The organism is Spirosoma pollinicola, from assembly GCF_002831565.1.
GTDB classification, from domain to species: domain Bacteria; phylum Bacteroidota; class Bacteroidia; order Cytophagales; family Spirosomataceae; genus Spirosoma; species Spirosoma pollinicola.
The window spans coordinates 8,633,271-8,652,352 of the sequence record NZ_CP025096.1; the positions used below are offsets into that span (position 1 = coordinate 8,633,271).

Annotated in this window: 13 protein-coding genes and 2 pseudogenes; 9 read left to right on the forward strand and 6 right to left on the reverse strand. The window is 51.0% G+C overall.

Annotated elements, in window-relative coordinates:
* Window positions 1-271 precede the first annotated feature (271 nt).
* The 3 genes from CWM47_RS36925 to CWM47_RS36935 all read left to right on the forward strand — a co-directional run bounded on the left by CWM47_RS36925 (window position 272) and on the right by CWM47_RS36935 (window position 3,786).
* Window positions 272-1,513: an alpha/beta fold hydrolase gene (locus CWM47_RS36925; protein ID WP_100993469.1), complete on the forward strand. Its 1,242-nt coding sequence runs from the start codon at window positions 272-274 to the stop codon at window positions 1,511-1,513.
* A gap of 456 nt (window positions 1,514-1,969) precedes the next feature.
* Complete coding sequence (locus CWM47_RS36930) at window positions 1,970-3,598, forward strand: sensor histidine kinase (RefSeq protein ID WP_100993470.1); 1,629 nt, start codon at window positions 1,970-1,972, stop codon at window positions 3,596-3,598.
* On the forward strand, window positions 3,595-3,786 hold the full coding sequence (locus CWM47_RS36935; protein ID WP_100993471.1) for a hypothetical protein: 192 nt from the start codon (window positions 3,595-3,597) through the stop codon (window positions 3,784-3,786). Before CWM47_RS36930 ends, CWM47_RS36935 begins: the two co-directional genes overlap by 4 nt.
* Here CWM47_RS36935 and CWM47_RS36940 read toward each other — a convergent pair.
* From CWM47_RS36940 to CWM47_RS36960, 5 genes and pseudogenes are all read right to left on the reverse strand, one after another.
* A pseudogene (locus CWM47_RS36940) lies at window positions 3,772-4,005 on the reverse strand (integrase core domain-containing protein); the annotation flags it as partial. The gene CWM47_RS36935 and the pseudogene CWM47_RS36940 sit on opposite strands and share 15 nt — an antisense overlap.
* 31 nt (window positions 4,006-4,036) lie before the next feature.
* Window positions 4,037-4,183, reverse strand: a pseudogene (locus CWM47_RS40570) (ATP-binding protein); the annotation flags it as partial.
* Between the two features lie 6 nt (window positions 4,184-4,189).
* Window positions 4,190-4,441 carry a helix-turn-helix domain-containing protein gene (locus CWM47_RS36950; RefSeq protein ID WP_100993472.1) on the reverse strand — a complete coding sequence of 84 codons (252 nt, stop codon included), beginning with the start codon at window positions 4,439-4,441 and terminating at the stop codon, window positions 4,190-4,192.
* A 185-nt stretch (window positions 4,442-4,626) separates the two neighbouring features.
* A complete protein-coding gene (locus CWM47_RS36955) occupies window positions 4,627-4,968 on the reverse strand; it encodes an EthD family reductase (RefSeq protein WP_100993473.1) in 342 nt (113 codons plus the stop codon).
* Window positions 4,969-5,200: 232 nt separating this feature from the next.
* Window positions 5,201-7,021 carry a CocE/NonD family hydrolase gene (locus CWM47_RS36960; RefSeq protein ID WP_100993474.1) on the reverse strand — a complete coding sequence of 607 codons (1,821 nt, stop codon included), beginning with the start codon at window positions 7,019-7,021 and terminating at the stop codon, window positions 5,201-5,203.
* A 137-nt stretch (window positions 7,022-7,158) separates the two neighbouring features.
* Between CWM47_RS36960 and holA the strand changes: the two genes are divergently transcribed.
* The 3 genes from holA to CWM47_RS36975 all read left to right on the forward strand — a co-directional run bounded on the left by holA (window position 7,159) and on the right by CWM47_RS36975 (window position 11,378).
* Window positions 7,159-8,193: a DNA polymerase III subunit delta gene (gene holA, locus CWM47_RS36965; RefSeq protein WP_100994189.1), complete on the forward strand. Its 1,035-nt coding sequence runs from the start codon at window positions 7,159-7,161 to the stop codon at window positions 8,191-8,193.
* A 248-nt stretch (window positions 8,194-8,441) separates the two neighbouring features.
* Window positions 8,442-10,778 (forward strand): TonB-dependent receptor, encoded by a 2,337-nt coding sequence (locus CWM47_RS36970; protein WP_240625643.1) that lies wholly within the window; start codon window positions 8,442-8,444, stop codon window positions 10,776-10,778.
* Window positions 10,779-10,820: 42 nt separating this feature from the next.
* A complete protein-coding gene (locus CWM47_RS36975; protein ID WP_100993476.1) occupies window positions 10,821-11,378 on the forward strand; it encodes a hypothetical protein in 558 nt (185 codons plus the stop codon).
* A gap of 131 nt (window positions 11,379-11,509) precedes the next feature.
* On the opposite strand, the gene CWM47_RS36980 is transcribed toward CWM47_RS36975, so the two are convergent.
* On the reverse strand, window positions 11,510-11,737 hold the full coding sequence (locus tag CWM47_RS36980; RefSeq protein WP_100990054.1) for a transposase: 228 nt from the start codon (window positions 11,735-11,737) through the stop codon (window positions 11,510-11,512).
* Window positions 11,738-11,818: 81 nt separating this feature from the next.
* On the opposite strand from CWM47_RS36980, the gene CWM47_RS36985 reads away from it, so the two are divergent.
* The 3 genes from CWM47_RS36985 to CWM47_RS36995 all read left to right on the forward strand — a co-directional run bounded on the left by CWM47_RS36985 (window position 11,819) and on the right by CWM47_RS36995 (window position 19,076).
* The gene (locus CWM47_RS36985) at window positions 11,819-12,364 is read left to right on the forward strand and encodes a hypothetical protein (protein WP_157816208.1); all 546 of its coding nucleotides are present in this window, start codon (window positions 11,819-11,821) and stop codon (window positions 12,362-12,364) included.
* A 78-nt stretch (window positions 12,365-12,442) separates the two neighbouring features.
* Window positions 12,443-16,486, forward strand: a complete 4,044-nt coding sequence (locus CWM47_RS36990) for an Ig-like domain-containing protein (RefSeq protein WP_170069485.1) — start codon at window positions 12,443-12,445, stop codon at window positions 16,484-16,486.
* Window positions 16,446-19,076 (forward strand): Ig-like domain-containing protein, encoded by a 2,631-nt coding sequence (locus CWM47_RS36995; RefSeq protein ID WP_100993479.1) that lies wholly within the window; start codon window positions 16,446-16,448, stop codon window positions 19,074-19,076. The genes CWM47_RS36990 and CWM47_RS36995 overlap by 41 nt, the downstream gene beginning before the upstream one ends.
* Window positions 19,077-19,082 lie beyond the last annotated feature (6 nt).

Here is a 19,082-nt window from a genome sequence, read left to right on the forward strand (position 1 = left end):
TGAGATTAGGCAGGTTAATAATGACTTGTCGCGGATGATCCTCGCAAGTGTTATCCGTAGCTGAGTTTATGAAGGACTTGATAATGAAGCCATCGAGTTGTTAATAATTCATAACAAAAGTTAAATACTGCCAGCCTAAAATCGTATTTGAATACTTTTAGCAGTATAAGCTACTATACACTGCCATGAAACAATTAATCACTCTATTCACGGTGGCTTTGTCGCTTTACCCATTCTAATAGTCATTTAGTTGGATGACCCATCATCGTCTATGAAGTTACTAATTTTCCCGTTCCTACTCTTCACATCCTTCATTTGTTCCGGACAAGACACGAAAGGCCAATTTATAAAAGATAAAAAAACCGGTTGTATTGTATGGTATAAAACTGGTTTTGCCGAGGATAGTGTGTCATGGAGAGGCGGCTGTATAAATGGCTTTGCCAACGGCCCTGGTGTATTTACTGGGTACACTAAAGGGCAACCAACGTCAAAATACGAAGGTCAGTTGACCAAGGGGAAGCCCAATGGAGCCGGTGTCTTTACCTTTGCTAATAACTCGTTGACGTTAGCCGGAAATTTTTCTCAGGGTGAAATCTTGAATTTGAGAGAAGACTGCTTGCCTCATGTACACAAACAAATCGTTTTTCGATCCGATAGTTTAGACTATTATATTGGGGATAATGGGGAAAAGCAACTCTATTATCAAGCGCTTGTTCCAGTTGGCAAGCCTAAGGGAGCGCTTGTCCTTTTGCCAGGAACCGGTGAGACGACGGAACATGTGATTAGCAGTACTCAACAACTTTGTGAACTGGCCTATGATCATCAGTTGGCTGTTATCGTTCCTTCGATTAATCAACGACTAACGATGACTAAAGGCGTGGTTCACTTACTTAACGCTCTTTTAGCTAGTGCCATCAAGGAGTATGCCATTCCAAAAGAGAAATTTGTGATCGGTGGTTTTTCGATGGGTGGCTTGTTCAGCTTGCGCTATACCGAATTAGCGGTTGAGAATCCAGCCAATACAACGGCCGTACCGTTGGCTGTTTTCAGTTGTGACGGACCGGTAGACTTAGCCACAATTTATGGTAACTTCAAAAAGAAGCTCGCTAAGTTTCCTGGAGCGCCGGAGCCCTCGTACGGTATAAGAGAATTGGAACAGTATTGCAATGGCAGCCCTTTACAAGTACCGCAGCCCTACATTTATTATTCCTGCTATTCGCATTCCCAAGTGGATGGAGGGAACGCTAAATTTCTTAAAGACACCCCAGTGCGCATTTACAATGACGTTGATCCCAATTGGTGGATGGTCAATCGCGACGTAGATATGTATGACATGAATGCCCTGGACCAGAGCGCGATGATTTTGTTCTTGATGGATAGGGGTAATAAAGGGGCTGAGTTTATCAACGCGTTGGGCAAAGGTCGTCGTATTGAAGGCAATCGTCATCCTCATTCCTGGTCCATCATAGAACCCAGGGAGCTAATCAGTTGGATGCTGAAATATATGGGTTGAACAGGCGACGGCGTGCATGGCATCGTCTCTTCCAACCGAAGCTATAGTATTCAGCAATCTATTAGTGGGAGTCATGTACCAGCGTGTTAGTTACCCTAGTCGTTACAGACCTATATGCTTATCCATTGGCAATTAAAGGTGCGACCTCTGTATATAGATTGATGATATATTTTGTTCCCTAAAACGCCCCATTTAAGGAGCAGCTACATGCAAGTTTCTTCGTCTCACACGGGAGCGTTTAGAGAGACGTTGTTATCTACAATGGCAAAGCCTGATTGAGCGTAAACGAATTATAGTCCAGGCTATAATTTACACGCGTTTGTGAAAATGTGTGAGACTCCCCCTTGCTCTAAGACTAGCTGTCAGGAGCTTCATTCACAGCCATCTGAACCAAATTCACATTACCACCCAGACTATAAAAAAAACAGCACACCTTTGACAGACAAAGGCAATGCTATGAACACGGTCCGCTTTTTTCTGCTTTCCCTGGTTTACTTCCCTACGGTGGGTTACGCACAAATTAAGTTGGCAGACTACTCCCAGAGTTTTCCTAACGGAACCCTGAATAAGCCTGAGACGGTTGGATTAGTTCTAGCCATTCCTAAGTTGAATAACTCCTTCTGGACGAGTCGAGGCACCAGTATTCTTTTTGATCAGTTTGCTCAGGATGCTTCTTTTAAGGAACTGCGCCCTAAGGTGAGCATCGCCCGAACAACCTTTGATTCGGCCAGGGTCCATTTTTTCCTGCATGGTGTGACCAAAAAAAATGCCGGCAATTACCAGTTTCGCGTCATCGAATACCCTAGTCGTAACCTAATCGTACCTTGGAAATCCATTACTCAACTGACGGATTCGCTGTTTACAAAAACCAGTGGATGGTCCCAAATGGCGTACCTGGGCGGATATAAAGCCCCGTTAGGAAGTATGCTGATTGTAGACGTCAAAAAAAAAGCGTTTCAGCCAATTGTAGCGACAGGTCTGGTGGCCTGGGAATCGATACGACCCGTTGTAGCAAGCATATACACGTCCGATAATCTGGATGTCTTTCTCCAAAAACTACAATATCCCTGGGCAAAAACAAGATCCGCTCCCTCGTACTCAACCCAGGATCTCCGATTGCCTTTTACCAATACCAATCTGATCTATGTAGTAAATGCCGACATCTACGCAAAAAATCAGATCCAATACCAACTCATCCGCAATGACCGGTTGATCCGTCCCTGGCAGGATAATGAGTATGCTAACAGCTTTATTTGGCTGAAGGGGTTTTCGCCCGGACAGTACCGCATTCAGATCCGCTACACCGCCCAGCCCCAACTCGTCAGCGAATACAGCTTTATCGTTGAACCAGCCTGGTACCAGTCACTCTGGTTTAAACTCGGGGTGGGGGGAGTTGTTGCCGTACTTATTGCTCTGGCCATGTTTGTCTACTTGCTGATGCGACAACGCCGAAAAACCCAACAGGAAGAAGCTAACAAACAACTGCTGCAAGTAGTACTCAGGGCCCTTTACGCGCAGCTTAACCCCCACTTTGTCTTTAATGCCCTGAGTTCGATTCAGGGATTAATCAACCGGCAGGACGTAAAAGGCGCTAACGAATACTTATCCGATTTCGCCCGGTTGATGCGCGAATCGTTGACTCATAGTGGCAACCAAGAAACGTCGCTTCAACAAGAATTGAAAATCATGGAAACTTACCTGAAGCTGGAGCAGCTCCGGTTTGGGTTTCACTATACCATTCAGGTTGAGGAGCCCCTGGATGTCTATACCACTAGTCTGCCTTCGTTAGTGTGGCAACCCCTACTGGAAAATGCGGTAAAGCATGGGGTGGCTCCCTTGCAACAGGCAGGCCAGATTATCATTCGACTTGAAAAAATGGACAACGCCCTTATTCTCAGGATTACCGACAATGGAAAGGGGATGACCATGCATGAGCCTACGAATGGGTTTGGTTTAAAGCTAACCCATGATCGCATAAACCTCTTAAACCGGCTTAACCCGGATCAGCCCATAGCGTTAGCAATCAACAACTGCTTCTCAGCGGGCACTGAAGTAACGTTGACCTTCACCCATTGGCTTTTATGAAAGCAGTTCTGATTGATGATGAGCCCCATAACCTAAGCAATATGCAGGCTTTGCTGGAAACGTATTGTCCACAGATCGACGTATGTGCGGTAGCGCTGAATGCTGAACAGGGAAAAGCAGCCTTATATACCCATCAGCCGGATCTGGACTTGCAACAGTATAGTGGAGATTTTTTAGGCGGCCATTGAGGAAGTGTAAAAATAAGATTCCTGTTGACTGGGCGTGCGGTAATTCAATACTGAATGCTTCCGTCGGCGGTTGTACCATCCCTCGATATACTCGAAAGTAGCCAACCGAGCCGCTGCCCGCGTGGCAAAATAAGTATGATTGACCATCTCGCACTTGAGGGTCTTAAAAAAACTCTCAGCAACCGCATTATCCCAGCAATTTCCCTTGCGGCTCATACTTTGCGCCACCGGTAAGTCCTTTAGTTCATCCCTCGAAGAAAAAACAACTTCCTTCTCCCAGTTTACTGGTTAGTTGAAGGTGGCTTCCCATTAACCCCAGTAATTTATTGGAGATGGTGAGCCCCAGACCGGTTCCGCCGTATTTTTTGGTGGTAGAGGGGTCTTCCTGCGAGAAGCTAGCTAGCTAGGGTCGGGCTTTCTCCCCAATGGCTCGTTGCAAACCCGCTTGCTGATAGCGTTTACGCAAGTTGAAGACCGTGGCCAGACTGATGCCCAATGATTGGCTAATCTGTAGCGGGTGCTGCCCCTGATGAGAAAACTGCAAGGCTCTGGCTCGGGTCAACTTACGGGCAGCGTCTTTCCCTTTGCGAACGAGTTGGTCAAGTGTTGTGAGATCGGCTTCCGACAGCACAAACGGTTTAGCGATTTGGCCCATGTCGGAAAGATAAATATTTTTATCTAACCATTAATTTGGAAGAGTACTAGTCTATCTTTATCGAAATTTTGTTTTTCGACCAAACCAATTTCCACGGACTTATTCACCCATACCAGTCGACTCAGTAATAAGTCCTCAATTTATTTAAGCCGATTTCTACTCGTATGAGATGAAATCGGCTTTTCTTAGTGACCGCTCAGTACCTGATCAAATTGCCGAATGGATTGAATGTTGGTAAAGGCAAAGATTTTCTCCATCACAACTTTCATGCGTTCATCTGCCATCGACGCTCGGAATTCTTCGCCCGATGTTAGCCAAAAGCTGGCGATACAAACGAAGGCAGGGGCAAGAGCGCCCGGTGTTGCCAAGCCTTTCCGTACCTCATACTTCACACAGTTTTCGCCGAGGAGAGCTACATATTCAGGAACCAGCGTTTGAGTATAATGGTCAAAATCAAACGTAGCGCCTTCGTGGTTTGGATAAAGAACTGTCCAGCAGAACTGAGGTGAGGTGTCGGAGTTTTTCATTTATTTAGAAGGGTTTCGGCAGAAAAGCAGTTGTATTGACTGGTAAAGTCTATTGACTTTGTAGGGGTTTGTAGTGTCGGATTCGAGAATAAGTATTTCCCGTTGACTGTGGCGTTTTTGTCATTCCGACCGGTCCGCCGGTGCGGCAGGAGGGATCTTCGGGGAAGGCGGAGTTTTCCATTCCCCGAAGATCCCTCCTGCCGCACCGGCGGACCGGTCGGTCCATCCCTCACTACTCCACAACACTCAACTCCAGATGCGACGGAGCCGCTGCAGACCGAAAAATAGTATGCGTAGCCTTCTGGTAATCCGTTTCTTTCGCGTCGAAAATATTCGGGACAAACTTTTGAGGGTTGCGGTCGATGATTGGGAACCAGGTACTCTGGATTTGCACCATTAGCTTATGGCCTTTCTTGAAAACGTGGTTAACCGAATGTAAATCAATTGTGTAGGCTTCGGTTTTATTAGGCTTAATGGCTTCTGGTTTCTCGAAACTGGTGCGGAAGCGGCCCCGGAACACATCGTTCGTAATCATGAGCTGGTAGCCGCTCATGGTGGGTTGCTCTGGGTAGGTAGCCGGATACACATCAATCAACTTTACAACCCAATCGGCGTCGCTGCCGGTGATGGCGGCAAACAGTTTCGCCCAGACCTCGCCCGTTACGGTTACATCTTCGCCTAGTTCGTCGGTTTCCCACGAAAGCACGTCGGGGCGGTTGTGAACAAACCGCTGATCTTCTGTAAGCCAGGTGCGCCAGCGGGAACCCGGTCCGTAGGTGGCTTCGATGGGGCGCGTACGGTAGGGTATGGGATTGGCTGGGTCCGATATATAGGCATCCGCTCCCGATGCGGCTTTGGGTGCAATGAACGACAGTTTTCCATTGGCCTGTAAATACAAATTCCGCTTTTTGGCTTCTTTGGGGGGCCAGGTACCGTAGTGTTTCCAGGTATTGGAGCCCGTTTGAAACGTGACAGCTTCGGCAAAATTCCCGTTGCCTTTTCCTTTCAGGTAATACGCAAACCAGGGAGCCTGAATCTCTTTACGAAAGGTCACTGCGGTGGCTGTGTCGAAACGAACGTTACCTAATGTACGTCCGTCGGAGCGTCCCCATCCGCCATGATTCCAGGGGCCAGCGACAAGGAAATTCTTGTGAGAGGTGTCTTTTTTCTCCCAGAGCTGGTAGGCTTTCAGCGGCCCGTAAAAATCTTCCTGATCCCACCAGCCCGCTACGTTCATAATGGGTATTTTGGGACTGTCGATGCGGGTAATAAGCGATTGTTTCTGCCAGAACGTGTCGTAGTTGGGGTGTTTTACGAAGTCGTTCCAGGTTGGTAGTTTGTTCTTGAAATACAATTTATTCACATTCGAAAGCGAACCCAGTTTCAGATACCAATCATAGGTGTCGTAATTGGGAAACGGAAACAACGAATCTGTTTTAGTGGCTTCCTCCATAAACGCATACTCGAAACCATAGCTTAGCCGAAATGCGCCATTGTGGTGAAAATCATCGCCAAGAAACATATCCGAAGGCGTCGCCTGTTCCGAAACGGCCACCAGTGCCGGGTGCGGATCAATGGCCGCTATAGCCGTTGTCCAGCCCGAATATGAAATGCCGTACATGCCTACTTTCTTGTTATTATTAGGAATATGCGCCAGTAACCACTCGATGGTATCGTAGGTATCGGTATTTTCGTCAATGGTCTTCGGGTCTTTTTTGTCACGGGTAAACCGCTGCATTTCAAACGTCCCTTCCGATTTATAACGCCCCCGAATGTCCTGATAAACAAAGATATAACCATCATCGGCCATATCTTTAACGTACGGAATACGATCTGGGCTATCGGTTTCGCTCACACCATAGGGGGTGCGGGTCAGCAAAAAAGGCAGGGCTTCTTTAGGGGTTTTCAGGGTATAGATTACCGTATTCAGTTTAACGCCATCGCGCATCTGAATCATGACCTCCTGCCGTTCATAGGGACTGGGTGTCTGGCCTGTGGCCGGAAGAATGAAACAGAGAAAGAGACCCGTGAACCAAAGGAGACGTTTAGGCATAGGAGGATGTGTCTGAAGAGTGAAGGGCTAAATATAGAAAACGGTGGCCTACTTTTAGCAGGAATGACTGACAAGCATATTAATTCGGTACAAATGAAAGGCAACGCTTATTTTTGTGCCGAAAACCGAATACCATTGTGATTCCTGCCGTCGACGCTTTATTGAAAGACATCCGTAACAAACGGATTGCCCCTGTTTACCTTATTCATGGCGATGAGCCGTTTTACCTCGACCGTATTGCCGAGGAATTAGAAAAAGTGGCCGTTCCCGTCGCAGAGCGGGGATTCAATCAATTTGTTCTTTTCGGGAAAGATACCGACGCTGGGGCCGTGCTGAACTATGCGCGTCGTTATCCGTTCATGGCCGAGCGGCAGTTGGTGCTTGTGAAAGAAGCACAGCAAATGAACGGCATCAATGATAAATCGACCCAGACTCTATTTGAGGACTACGCGCTGAATCCGTTGTCAAGTACCATTCTCATGCTGTGCTACGTCCGGGAGGATGGCAAACCGGCCCTCGATGAACGCAAGGCGTGGGTAAAAGCGTTTGGGGCCAAGGGTAAATTACTGGGGATTAAGAAATTATACGATAACAAAATCCCGGATTGGGTAGGGGAGTACTGCCGCGAACAGGGAGCCAAAGTGAGCCCCAAAGCCTGCCAGCTTCTGGCCGACCACATCGGTAACGACCTCAAACGACTGGCCGGTGAGATCGACAAAATCCTGATCAACCTGCATGTTGGCGAAGAGATTTCGGCGGCAACTGTCGAACGGCTGGTCGGCATCAGCAAAGAATATAACGTCTTTGAACTGCAAAAAGCCCTGGTACAGCGCGATGTTGTCAAGGCCAATCAGATCGTCGATTATTTCGGACGTAACCCGAAAGACAACCCGCTGGTGGTTATTCTGGCGCAGTTATTTGGCTATTTCAGTAAAGTCATTCTGGTGCAGGCATCGAAAGACCAGACCGATAAAGGACTTGCTCCGCTTTTGGGCGTCAACCCCTTTTTTGTGAAAGACTACCTCACGGCCGCCCGCACGTTTCCACTACCTAAGGTGGCCTCCATTATCAACGCCATTCGTCGTGCCGACGCCCGCAGCAAAGGCATTGACTCGCCAACCATGAACGAGAGCGATATTTTGCGGGAGCTGGTGTTTGAAGTGCTGCATTGATCTGGTAGCGTGGGTGGAAACCCGCGAAGGCTAACAATGAAGAGATACAACTTGGCCTTTGGCTTCGCGGGTTTCCACCCACGATAGATTCCCCATTTGTTCCCCGCCATTCTTTTGTTTAATATTGCAACATTGTTGCATAAGTGATATTGTGCTTTCGGTAGATACGAACAGCAATGGGACGAATGGGGGATTTAGCGAGGATATTTTTGTTGATTGGGGTGCTGGTGCAAACAGCGACTCTGAGTATGGCTCAGTCAGATTCGTGTCGGACGGTGTTGACAGGGCGTATTTTAGGGAATGACACGCATCAGCCGCTGCCCGGTGCAACCGTTTATGTGCGGGAGCTAAAGACCGGCGCCGTTGCTGACTCTGCCGGAAATTTCCAGATCAATCAGTTATGCGCTGGTACGTACACACTCGACTACCAGTTCGTTGGCTATAAAACCAGCACGCAGTCGATCCGGGTAGGTCGGGAGCGGCAAATTACGGCGAATGTAGTTCAGCTAGTGCCTGATAGTCAGACCTTGCAGGAGGTTGTCGTAACGGAACACCGCTCAGAAGCCCAGCAGTTGCTTCAAACACAGGTAAGTTTATCGGGGGCGACCCTTGACCAAACGAGGGGGCAATCGTTGGGCGAGAGCTTAAAGGCACTGGCCGGACTAAATTCCATCCAGACAGGTCCGAGTATTTCCAAACCCGTTATTCACGGGCTGTATAGCAATCGCATTATCATTCTTAACAACGGCATTCGGCAGGAAGACCAGCAATGGGGCACCGAACACGCGCCACAGGTCGACCAGTTTCTGGCGTCACGATTAACAGTTATTAAAGGGGCCGCCAGTATTCGCTACGGCTCAGATGCCATTGGGGGCGTGATTTTGGTTGAGCCGAAAGTGATGCCCACTAAGCCCGGTATAAACGGAGAGGTAAATCTGGTTGGGGGAACAAACGGCCGAATGGGTGTGGCATCCGGCATGGTTGAAGGGGCTTTCGATAAAAAATTAAGTGGCCTGAGCTGGCGGATACAGGGAACCTTGAAACGGTCGGGCTATGTCAAAACGCCCAACTATTACCTCGAAAACACCAGTTATCACGAGAACAACTTCTCCGGCGATTTGCATTACGATCATCGAAACATTGGGGTAGAACTGTTTTACAGCCAGTTCGATACAAAAATTGGCCTGTTTACGGGGGCACAGGTAGGCAGTCTGGCCGATCTTTACACTGCCATCAGTCGGCCGGAGCCACTTGTACAACCGGGTTTCTCGTATGCACTTAACCGGCCTTATCAGGCCGTACGGCATGGTTTGTTCAAAGCACGGGCGCATGTGCATTTACAGGGGGGCGGCACGCTGACCGCTACGTTTGCCCGTCAGCAAAACACGCGTCAGGAATATGATTACATTTCGTTTAGTGGTATTACAACCCCCGAGTTATCCCTCAAATTGGTTACCCATACCGCCGATCTGATCTGGGAGCATGCACCGATCAAAACTAAAGGTGGAACTGGTCAATGGTCGGGAAGTGCCGGATTCAATGGCATTACGCAGGGAAACGTTCGGCAGTACCTGTTCCTGATTCCGAATTTCCGGAATTATGGCGCGGGCCTGTTTGCTATAGAACGATACGCCGTTGGCCGATTTACCGTAGAGGGCGGCTTGCGGTACGATTATCGGTGGCTTCGGGGGTACTTCCTGGACGAAGTCACGAAGCAAACCTATTCTGAAACGCATAACTGGCAAAATGCCAATGGCTCTCTGGGAGCAGCGTATCAACTTCGGCCCGACTTAACCCTGACGGCTAATTTCAGCACTGCCTGGCGGGCACCCAACGTGGCCGATCTGTATTCGAATGGTCTGCACCAAAGTGCGGTAGCTTACGAACGGGGCAACCCAAACGTACAGCCCGAACAGGCGTATAACGGGAACCTCGTACTGGCGTACGCGGGCAAGCGGCTCAGTGGTGAAATTGGGATTTACAGCAATCGTATCGACAATTACATCTATCTAAAGCCCGATTCGGTGCCGGTGGTGCGCCAACGGGGGGCATTCCCGTCGTATACCTATGCACAGGTACTGGCAACGTTCCGGGGTGTCGATGCCTCGCTGACTTACAAGCTCACCGACCAACTTACACTCACGAGCAAGAACTCACTATTGTTTGCGTATAACCAGACAGACCACGATTTCCTCGTTTCCATTCCGGCTAATCGTTCTGATAACAGTCTGCGGTATGATTGGGAAACGGTGGGCAAACTCGCAAAGGTATATGTATCAGTTAGTGGCCTTTACGTGGCCCGTCAAAATCGCGCTCCTTCAGTAACGACCCGTCAGGACAATGGAGCCATTATTTTCACCGGCGATTTTGGGCCACCGCCACCTGCTTATTTGCTGCTTGGTGCCGAAGCGGGTTTTCAGACACAGCTTGGTAACCAGCCCATGAGCATCAGCCTGAGCGGAACTAACCTTGCCAATGTGGCCTATCGGGATTACCTGAACCGGTTTCGGTATTTTGCCAATGAACCCGGCCGCAACATTATGCTTAAAGTTAAACTGCCGCTAGCGTTGGCAAAACGATCATAAAGTACTGTCAAACAACCTGTTCATTTATACTTCTCAACTACCATGACTTACCCAGCGAAGCCATTTCTCGTACTTGGTTTGATTACCCTATTGGCCGGAGCCTGTTCCAAAGACGAACAGAATGTGGCACCCACCAACGATAACGAAGCCATCACAACGGCAACCTTGACCCTAACGAATAAAGCTACACCAACGGAAATCATAACGGCAACAATTGACAACCTTAATACAACTGCCGATTTCAGCAAAGCCACGCTATTGCTCAAGGCCAACACAACCTATACGGGCACAATCTCCCTGCTCGATAAGACGCAGACGCCCACGCTGGATGCAACAGAAGAAATAAGGGAAAAGACCAATGAGCACCTCTTTGTGTATACCCCCAGTACCGGGTTAGGATTAACAATTACCCTGACCGATAAAGACACGAACCCTTCACCGGGCCCTTATCCGGTAGGTTTAACAACCGAAATGAAAACGGGCGCAGCCGGAACGGGTAAATTAAAAGTGGTTTTGCGTCATCAACCGAACGTCAAAAATGGGACAGCCACCCCCGGTTCGTCGGATTTAGATGTCGACTTTTCGCTAATGATTCAATAGTGATAGACGTATATGGTAACACAATGCTGTATGTTCTACGTAGGTGTTGTAGGGAAATAGGTCGTCAGTGAAGACGCGAACCATTATTGCGGTTTCTGGGATCAATTCCAAAAGTTGTGGAGCATCAAGGATTAAGCATATAACTGAGTTAGGCGGTACAGAAAGAATTCGATGTTTCGCACCCCGCGGAATTGACTTCGAAATGCTTTGATCTTCGCATTGAACGACTCGGCTGAAGCGTTGGTACTGCGGTTGTCAAAGTAGTTGAGAATCGTTTCATAATGATTTTGGATAGAACGGGCCACGGTGTTGAAAGTTTTGAATCCCGCTTGGCGTACTTTTTCATGCCATTTGGCCAAGCGGGCTAAGCCATAAAGCTTATCGGTCGTCTTCTCTAGCTAGCTAGGGAGCTGCGCAGCCCGTCTAATTTTTCACTGGTGGTGGATTCACGTCCGGCGCTGGTTCAGCGGGACGGCGACATTGTGGAGATCGACGGTACGTCGGCGGTGGCTTTCAGTGCGGTGCAGGGGAGCTACTACGTGAGTGTGAAACACCGCAACCACCTGGGGGTGATGACGGCCAGTGCGGTTCCGTTGAGTGTAACGGGGACGAGTGTGGATTTCCGCACGTCTGCCACGGGGACGTATCGGGTCACCACGAGTGCGATCAATCAGTCTCAGGTGACGGTGGCCCAGGGGGTGGCCTTGTGGGGGGGGAATGTGGTATATGATAAGTCGGTGATTTATCAGGGCACGACCAACGATGTGTCGGCCATTGCCAACCAGGTGAAAGGACCGCTCAATCTCACCGGGGCGGCTAATTACATCCTTAATGGCTATTACACGGGGGATGTGAATCTGGATGGGCGTACCATCTACCAGGGTAATAGCAACGATGTGAACTACATCTACCTGAACGTCACCAAGAACCATCCGGGCAATGCGACCGGGCAAAACTTCTTTGTCATAAAAGAGCAGTTGCCTTAAGTCCAGGTGAGCAGGCATTTGCCTGCTCACTTCCAGTCAATTGAATTCCGTTGTATCTCTAATAACCTAAAAATGAATATGAAAAACCACTACGCCATGGTCCGATACCTTGCCTGGTTGCTGAGTTTAAGCTGGCTGCTGTTAAACAGCAGTGCTGTGAACGCCCAGCAATCGACCAATACGATCAAATACCGGGTGACCTACGATGCATCGACCCAGCTCTATACGGCCTGGGTGGTGCCTGATTATGCGACTCCCAACAGTAATAACGGGGGTGCTAACGAACTGGTCTCTACAGCCCAGGTCACGTTGAAAGTGCCGATGGGCTTTGTGATTCAGAACATCACCGATGCCAGCGGGACGCAATCCTGGGAGAAAGCTCCGGCCAAACTGGGCCCGAATTTAAGCCTGACGGCTACTAACGGTACGGTCTTCCTGCAGGATTACAGTCCGGCGGTGCTGGACCCTGCTTACGCCTACTATGTGATTGGCAAGACCCCATCGGAGTCCAACCTGGGCACCTTCGTGATTGGTACGCCGGTGGCCCTGTTCACCTTCAAGGGGAATGGCTGCTTTGGGGCTATCCAACCCTTACCGCCCGGCGATCCATTCATTCAGGCGTCTTTAGATGCCTATTCGTTTAACGTACCGAACAGTTTTTATTCCAGTTCAGGTCAGCCCCAAGGCGGCAATCAGGATCCGCTGGAGCAGTTTATTAACATTAGTGGCGCACCGGCTAACTGCTTTCAGCCGCCCATTGCAACCCCTGACATCGCCAACACAACGGTTGACAAGCCAGCAACGGGCAACGTGCTTACCAACGATACTGACCCGAACGCGGGCCCGGCCACAGGTGGTCCATTAACGGCGAGTTTAATTAGTCAGCCTTCGTCGGGTACGGTGACACTGGCCCCCAATGGTAGCTATACCTATACACCCCCAACCGGTTTTACCGGGGTGGTGAGTTTCTGTTATTCGGTTTCCAATACGGCGGGTCTGAGTGCCTCCGCCTGTGTGACGGTTAATGTGGCACCGAACCCAATACTGGCCTATAACAATCCGCCGGTAGCGAGTAACGACAATACGCAAACGACGATGGGTGCAGCGGTGACGATCAATGCAGCCGCCAACGATACTGACCCTGACAACGCCACCAGCCTGAACGGTCAACTCAGCGCCCCAACTATTCTGGCTCAGCCATCAGTCGGTGTGGCCAGTGTAGTGAACGGGCAGTTTGTCTACACGCCACCCGCGAACTTTACGGGCGTGGTGAGCTTCCCCTATTCGATCTGCGATAAGGCGACACCGGCTTTGTGTGCGACCGCTGTAGTGACCATCAATGTGCTGGCTACGCCACCTGTAGGCACGACCTTGTCGCCGGTAGCTATTGACGATGCGTTGCTGACGACGAAGAATACGTCGGCCACCGGCACAGTAGCGGCCAATGACTCCGATCCCAACAGTCCGGCGTTGCCGCTGACCTATACCAGTGGTCAACCCACACATGGCACGGTGGTGATGGCTTCCAACGGCACCTACACCTACACCCCAACAACGGGTTATAGCGGGCCCGACAGCTTTACTTATCTGGCCTGTAACACCGCCAGCAAGTGCGATGTGGCAACGGTAACGATCAATGTGTTAGCCCCAACGGTTTTGCCGCCGGTGGCTACACCGGATATTGCCAGCACCTCGCCGGGCAAACCCGTTACGGGCAATGTGCTGACCAACGATTCTGATCCACAGGGTTTACCTCTAACGGCCAGTTTACTTAGTCCGCCAACTTCAGGCACGGTAACCCTGAATCCTGATGGAACCTATACCTACACCCCGCCAACAGGCTTTACGGGTCCGGCTAGTTTCTGTTACTCAGTGAGTAACACGGCGGGCATGAGCAGTTCGGCCTGTGTAACGGTTAACGTAACCCCCGACCCATCTGTATTCGCCAATGATCCGCCGGTTGCTAATAATGATAATACACAAACGACAATGGGCACGTCGGTTACGATTAACGTAGCCGCCAATGATACCGATCCTGACAGTGCCACCAGCTTGAACGGACAGTTAAACATTCCAACCATTCTGGCTCAGCCTTCGGTGGGAACGGCTAGCCTTCTAAATGGCCAGTTCCTATATACTCCGCCCGCTAATTTCACGGGTGTGGTGAGCTTCCCGTATTCGATTTGTGATAAGGCAACCCCTGCTTTGTGTGCAACGGCGGTAGTCACAATTACCGTTCTGCCAACGCCACCCGTGGGCACGACACTGTCGCCAGTGGCCGTGGACGATGCGTTGCTGACCAATGTGAACACGCCAAAAACGGGTACAGTAGCCGCTAACGACAGCGATCCCAACAGTCCGGCGTTGCCGCTGACCTATACCAGTGGTCAGCCTGTGCATGGTACGGTGGTGATGGCTTCCAACGGCACCTACACCTACACCCCAACAACGGGTTATAGCGGTCCTGATAGCTTTACTTACCTGGCCTGCAACACGGCCAGCAAGTGTGATGTGGCGACTGTGGTAATTGATGTTCAGGCTCCAATGTCGGCCCCACCAGTGGTGACGCCCGATATTGCGAATACCAACATGAACACGCCTGTAGCGGGTAATGTATTGACGAATGATACCGACCCACAAGGTGGCCCGCTAACCGCTTCGGTTACGGTGCAGCCTACCGCAGGAACAGTAACGATGACTCCGGATGGAGCCTATACCTACACTCCGCCCACGGGCTTTACGGGTGTGGTCAGTTTCTGTTACTCGACCACCAACACGGCGGGCTTAAGTGCGGGTACCTGTGTGACGATCAATGTCAATCCTGACCCATCTCTAACCCAGAATAATAAGCCGATTGCCAATAATGATAATACGCAAACGACAATGGGTGTAGCGGTGACGGTCAACGTAGCTGCCAATGATACCGATCCCGACAGTACTACCAGCCTGAACGGACAACTGAATACGCCTACCATCCTGGCTCAGCCTGCTGTAGGGGTAGCCAGTGTGGTAAATGGTCAGTTTGTGTATACACCACCCGCTAATTTCACGGGTGTGGTAACCTTTCCGTATTCGATTTGTGACAAGGCAACCCCTGCCTTGTGTGCCACCGCCGTGGTAGCCGTTAATGTACAGCCAACGCCCCCCGTTGGTACGACGTTGTCGCCAGTGGCGATAGATGATGCGGTGCTAACTCACACCAATACACCTGTTACAGCAACGGTGGCCGGTAACGACACCGATCCGGCCGGTCTGCCATTGACCTATACCAGTGGTCAGCCTGTGCATGGTACGGTGGTGATGGCCTCAAATGGCACCTACACCTATACCCCAACGACGGGTTATACTGGTCCCGACAGCTTCACGTATGCGGTGTGCAACAGTGCCGGTAAGTGCGATGTGGCTACCGTGAGTGTGGATGTGCAGAACAGTTGTTTGCTACCTGCACTGGCTACGTATGATGTCAATCCGTTTGCTCCTTCCGCCTGTGGTGGTTCAGATGGCTATATCTTGCTGACGAGTTTGCCGCTGAGCACCAGCGTCACAATTTCGTATCAAAAAAACGGTATAGTCCAGACCTACGCCGGACTGAGCGATGCCAACGGGACCTTAACCATTCCGAATCTGCTTCCTGCTACCTATGGACAGTTTAGTTTTCAAACGTCAAGTTGCATCTCGGGTGTGTATAGTGGCACGGTGGCGATTAACGAGGGCGCAGCTCCTGCAGCCATTACAGCATCGAATCTGACCAAAACCAACCCAACAGCCTGTGCTTCGGCAACCGGTAGCATTACAGTGGGTGGATTAACGGCCAGCACCAGTTATACACTGACCTACAGCAAAAACGGAGGGGCAACCCAAACGGTGGTGGCTACCAGCAATGCCAGCGGGCAGATTAGCCTGACGGCCCTGACGGCGGGTAACTACAGTGTCTTTACGTACCAGAAAACGGCGGGCTGTCCATCGACACCGTCCAGTTCGACTCTGGTGCTAACCGATCCGGCCGCGCCAACGATTGCCCAGAATCAACTAACTGTCGGGTACGAACCCAACCAGTTGTGGAACGGCAACGGGAACGCTGTTGATCAGCGGCCTGACGGCTTCGACCAGCTACACGGTTAGCTACAGTAAAAACGGTGCCGCTGCTCAAACGGTTGTGCTGACCAGTACAGCCGCTGGTGCGGTTACTGTTACAGGCCTTGGCCAGGGCAGCTATCAGCTAACCAGCTTAGGCACCAGCAACTGTACGTCGGCGCAAACGCTGCCAGCTGTTGTGCTTGTTGATCCGGCTGGTCCGGCACTGGCGCAAAACCAAGTATCGGGTACCAACCCAACGGCCTGCAACGCAACTACGGGTAGTATTACCCTGAGTGGCCTGACGGCCAGCACCAGCTACACCGTTAGCTACAGCAAAAATGGCGGTTCGACCGTAGCCATCGTACAAAACAGTACGGCGGGTGGTTTATTTACCATTTCGGGGCTTGGTCAGGGTAACTATACGATCAGCAACCTGGGTACAAACAATTGTACATCCATGTTGAGTCTGTCGGCCATCACGCTGAGTGATCCGGCTGCGCCCATTTTGTCGGCTGCCAGTCTGGTTGGTACCAATCCAACGACCTGTGGTACGGCTACCGGCAGCTTTAGCGTAACGGGCCTGAACGCCAATGTTAGCTATACGCTGAGTTACGAGAAAGATGGTGGCGTAGTTGCGCCTGTTTCGCTAATCAGTAACGCCCTGGGTGTTATTTCGGTAACGGGCCTGGCAACAGGTAGCTATGGCAACTTTGTGCTGACCAACAACCTGGGTTGTTCTACAGCACCATTGGTCGGGCCATTCAATCTGAGCAATCCGTCGTTGCCAACACCAACGGTGGCTACCCTGACCAGTGTCAACGCCAGTTGTGGTGGTAACGATGGGAAGTTACAGCTTTCTGGTCTGACCGCTGGCCAAACGTTTGTTTTCCACTATCAACTGGGAAGTATAGCGCAGGCTAAGGTGGCACCCGTTAACGCCAGTGGTATACTGAGTGTGACGGGCTTAAGTCCAGGTGTTTACAGCGACTTTTATGTTACACAGGGCGCCTGTATATCGGGTACGTATCCGGGGCCAATTACCCTGAATGCTAACTGTCTGCCGCCTGTTGTTACACCGGATATTGCCAGCACCTCGCCGGGTAAACCCGTTACGGGCAATGTGCTGACCAACGACACCGACCCGAACACGAGCCCGACCACAGGTGGTCAGCTAACGGCCAGCTTAATCAATCAGCCTGCTGTGGGCAGTGTGGTTCTGAATCCGGATGGCAGCTATACCTACACGCCCCCAACGGGCTTTACAGGTGTGACCAGCTTCTGTTATCTGGCCACCAATACGGCCGGTTTGAGTGCGTCGACCTGTGTGAGCATCCATGTCAATCCTGATCCATCGCCGTTAGCGAACGATGCCCCGATTGCCAACAACGATAACACGCAAACGACGATGGGTGTAGCGGTGACGATCAACGCAGCCGCCAACGATACTGACCCCGATAGTGCGACCAGCCTGAATGGCCAGTTGAACACGCCAACAATCCTGGCTCAACCTTCGGTGGGTGTAGCCAGTGTGGTAAACGGTAAGTTTGTCTACACGCCACCCGCGAACTTTACAGGCGTGGTGAGTTTCCCCTATTCGATCTGCGATAAGGCGACGCCTGCTTTGTGTGCGACCGCCGTGGTGACGATCAACGTTCAGCCAACACCTCCTGTGGGCACGACACTGTCACCCGTAGCTGTGGACGATGCGCTGCTGACGACGAAGAATACGTCGGCTACCGGCACAGTAGCCGCTAACGACAGCGATCCCAATAGTCCGGCGTTGCCGCTAACCTTTACGTCGGGTCAGCCTGCCCATGGTACGGTGGTAATGGGTCCGAATGGAACCTATGCCTACATCCCCGTAACGGGATACTCCGGTCCAGATAGCTTTACTTATCTGGCCTGTAACACGGCGGGCAAGTGCGATGTGGCGACCGTAACCATTGATGTTCAGGTACCGGCCAATCTGCCACCAGTCTTGGTGGGCGAACCCATCGTTACCGATCAGGGCAAGCCTGTTACCGTTTGTCTGCCCATCGTGGATGGCGATGTGACCGATACCCATTCGGTGACGGTTTGTGGTCAACCCGGCAATGGCGTGGTGACTGCTCAGGTCAACAACACGACTCATCAGGTGTGTCTGACCTATACCCCAACCCCGGGTTTCACGGGGTCGACCTCGGTTTGCATCACCGTTTGTGATGCGGCTGGGTCATGTACGACCGTGCTGGTACCCATCACGGTGATACCAACGAGTCAGACGATAGCCCTGCCCCAGCCACCGGTGGTGGTGGTGGTGCCCATCGTGACGCCCAAAGATTCGACGGCTCAGGTCTGTATGACCATCGTCGATCCCAACATGGGTGATGTGCAGAGTGTCACCCTGTGCAGCAGCCCAACCAAAGGCTCGGTTACAGCTACAGTTAATAACACGACGAACCAGGTGTGTGTGCTCTACAAACCCACACCGGGCAGCGTAGGACCCGATGCGGTGTGTCTGCTGGTGTGCGACCAGAGTGGTCTGTGTACCCAGGTGACCGTGCCCGTAACCATTGTTGACCCAACCCCGCCGGGTACCACGCCGGTGGCTCCGGTGGTAACCCCAACGCCCATTGTGGTGACGGCGGCTAGCTAGCTAGTA

Bases quoted from the DNA above. Each gene is read 5' to 3' on its own strand.
- CWM47_RS36960 (WP_100993474.1), bottom strand. From the start codon at position 7,021: ATGCCTAAACGTCTCCTTTGGTTCACGGGTCTCTTTCTCTGTTTCATT.
- CWM47_RS36930 (WP_100993470.1), top strand. From the start codon at position 1,970: ATGAACACGGTCCGCTTTTTTCTGCTTTCCCTGGTTTACTTCCCTACG.
- CWM47_RS36955 (WP_100993473.1), bottom strand. From the start codon at position 4,968: ATGAAAAACTCCGACACCTCACCTCAGTTCTGCTGGACAGTTCTTTAT.
- CWM47_RS36925 (WP_100993469.1), top strand. From the start codon at position 272: ATGAAGTTACTAATTTTCCCGTTCCTACTCTTCACATCCTTCATTTGT.
- CWM47_RS36935 (WP_100993471.1), top strand. From the start codon at position 3,595: ATGAAAGCAGTTCTGATTGATGATGAGCCCCATAACCTAAGCAATATG.
- CWM47_RS36970 (WP_240625643.1), top strand. From the start codon at position 8,442: ATGGCTCAGTCAGATTCGTGTCGGACGGTGTTGACAGGGCGTATTTTA.
- CWM47_RS36950 (WP_100993472.1), bottom strand. From the start codon at position 4,441: ATGGGCCAAATCGCTAAACCGTTTGTGCTGTCGGAAGCCGATCTCACA.
- CWM47_RS36975 (WP_100993476.1), top strand. From the start codon at position 10,821: ATGACTTACCCAGCGAAGCCATTTCTCGTACTTGGTTTGATTACCCTA.
- CWM47_RS36990 (WP_170069485.1), top strand. From the start codon at position 12,443: ATGAAAAACCACTACGCCATGGTCCGATACCTTGCCTGGTTGCTGAGT.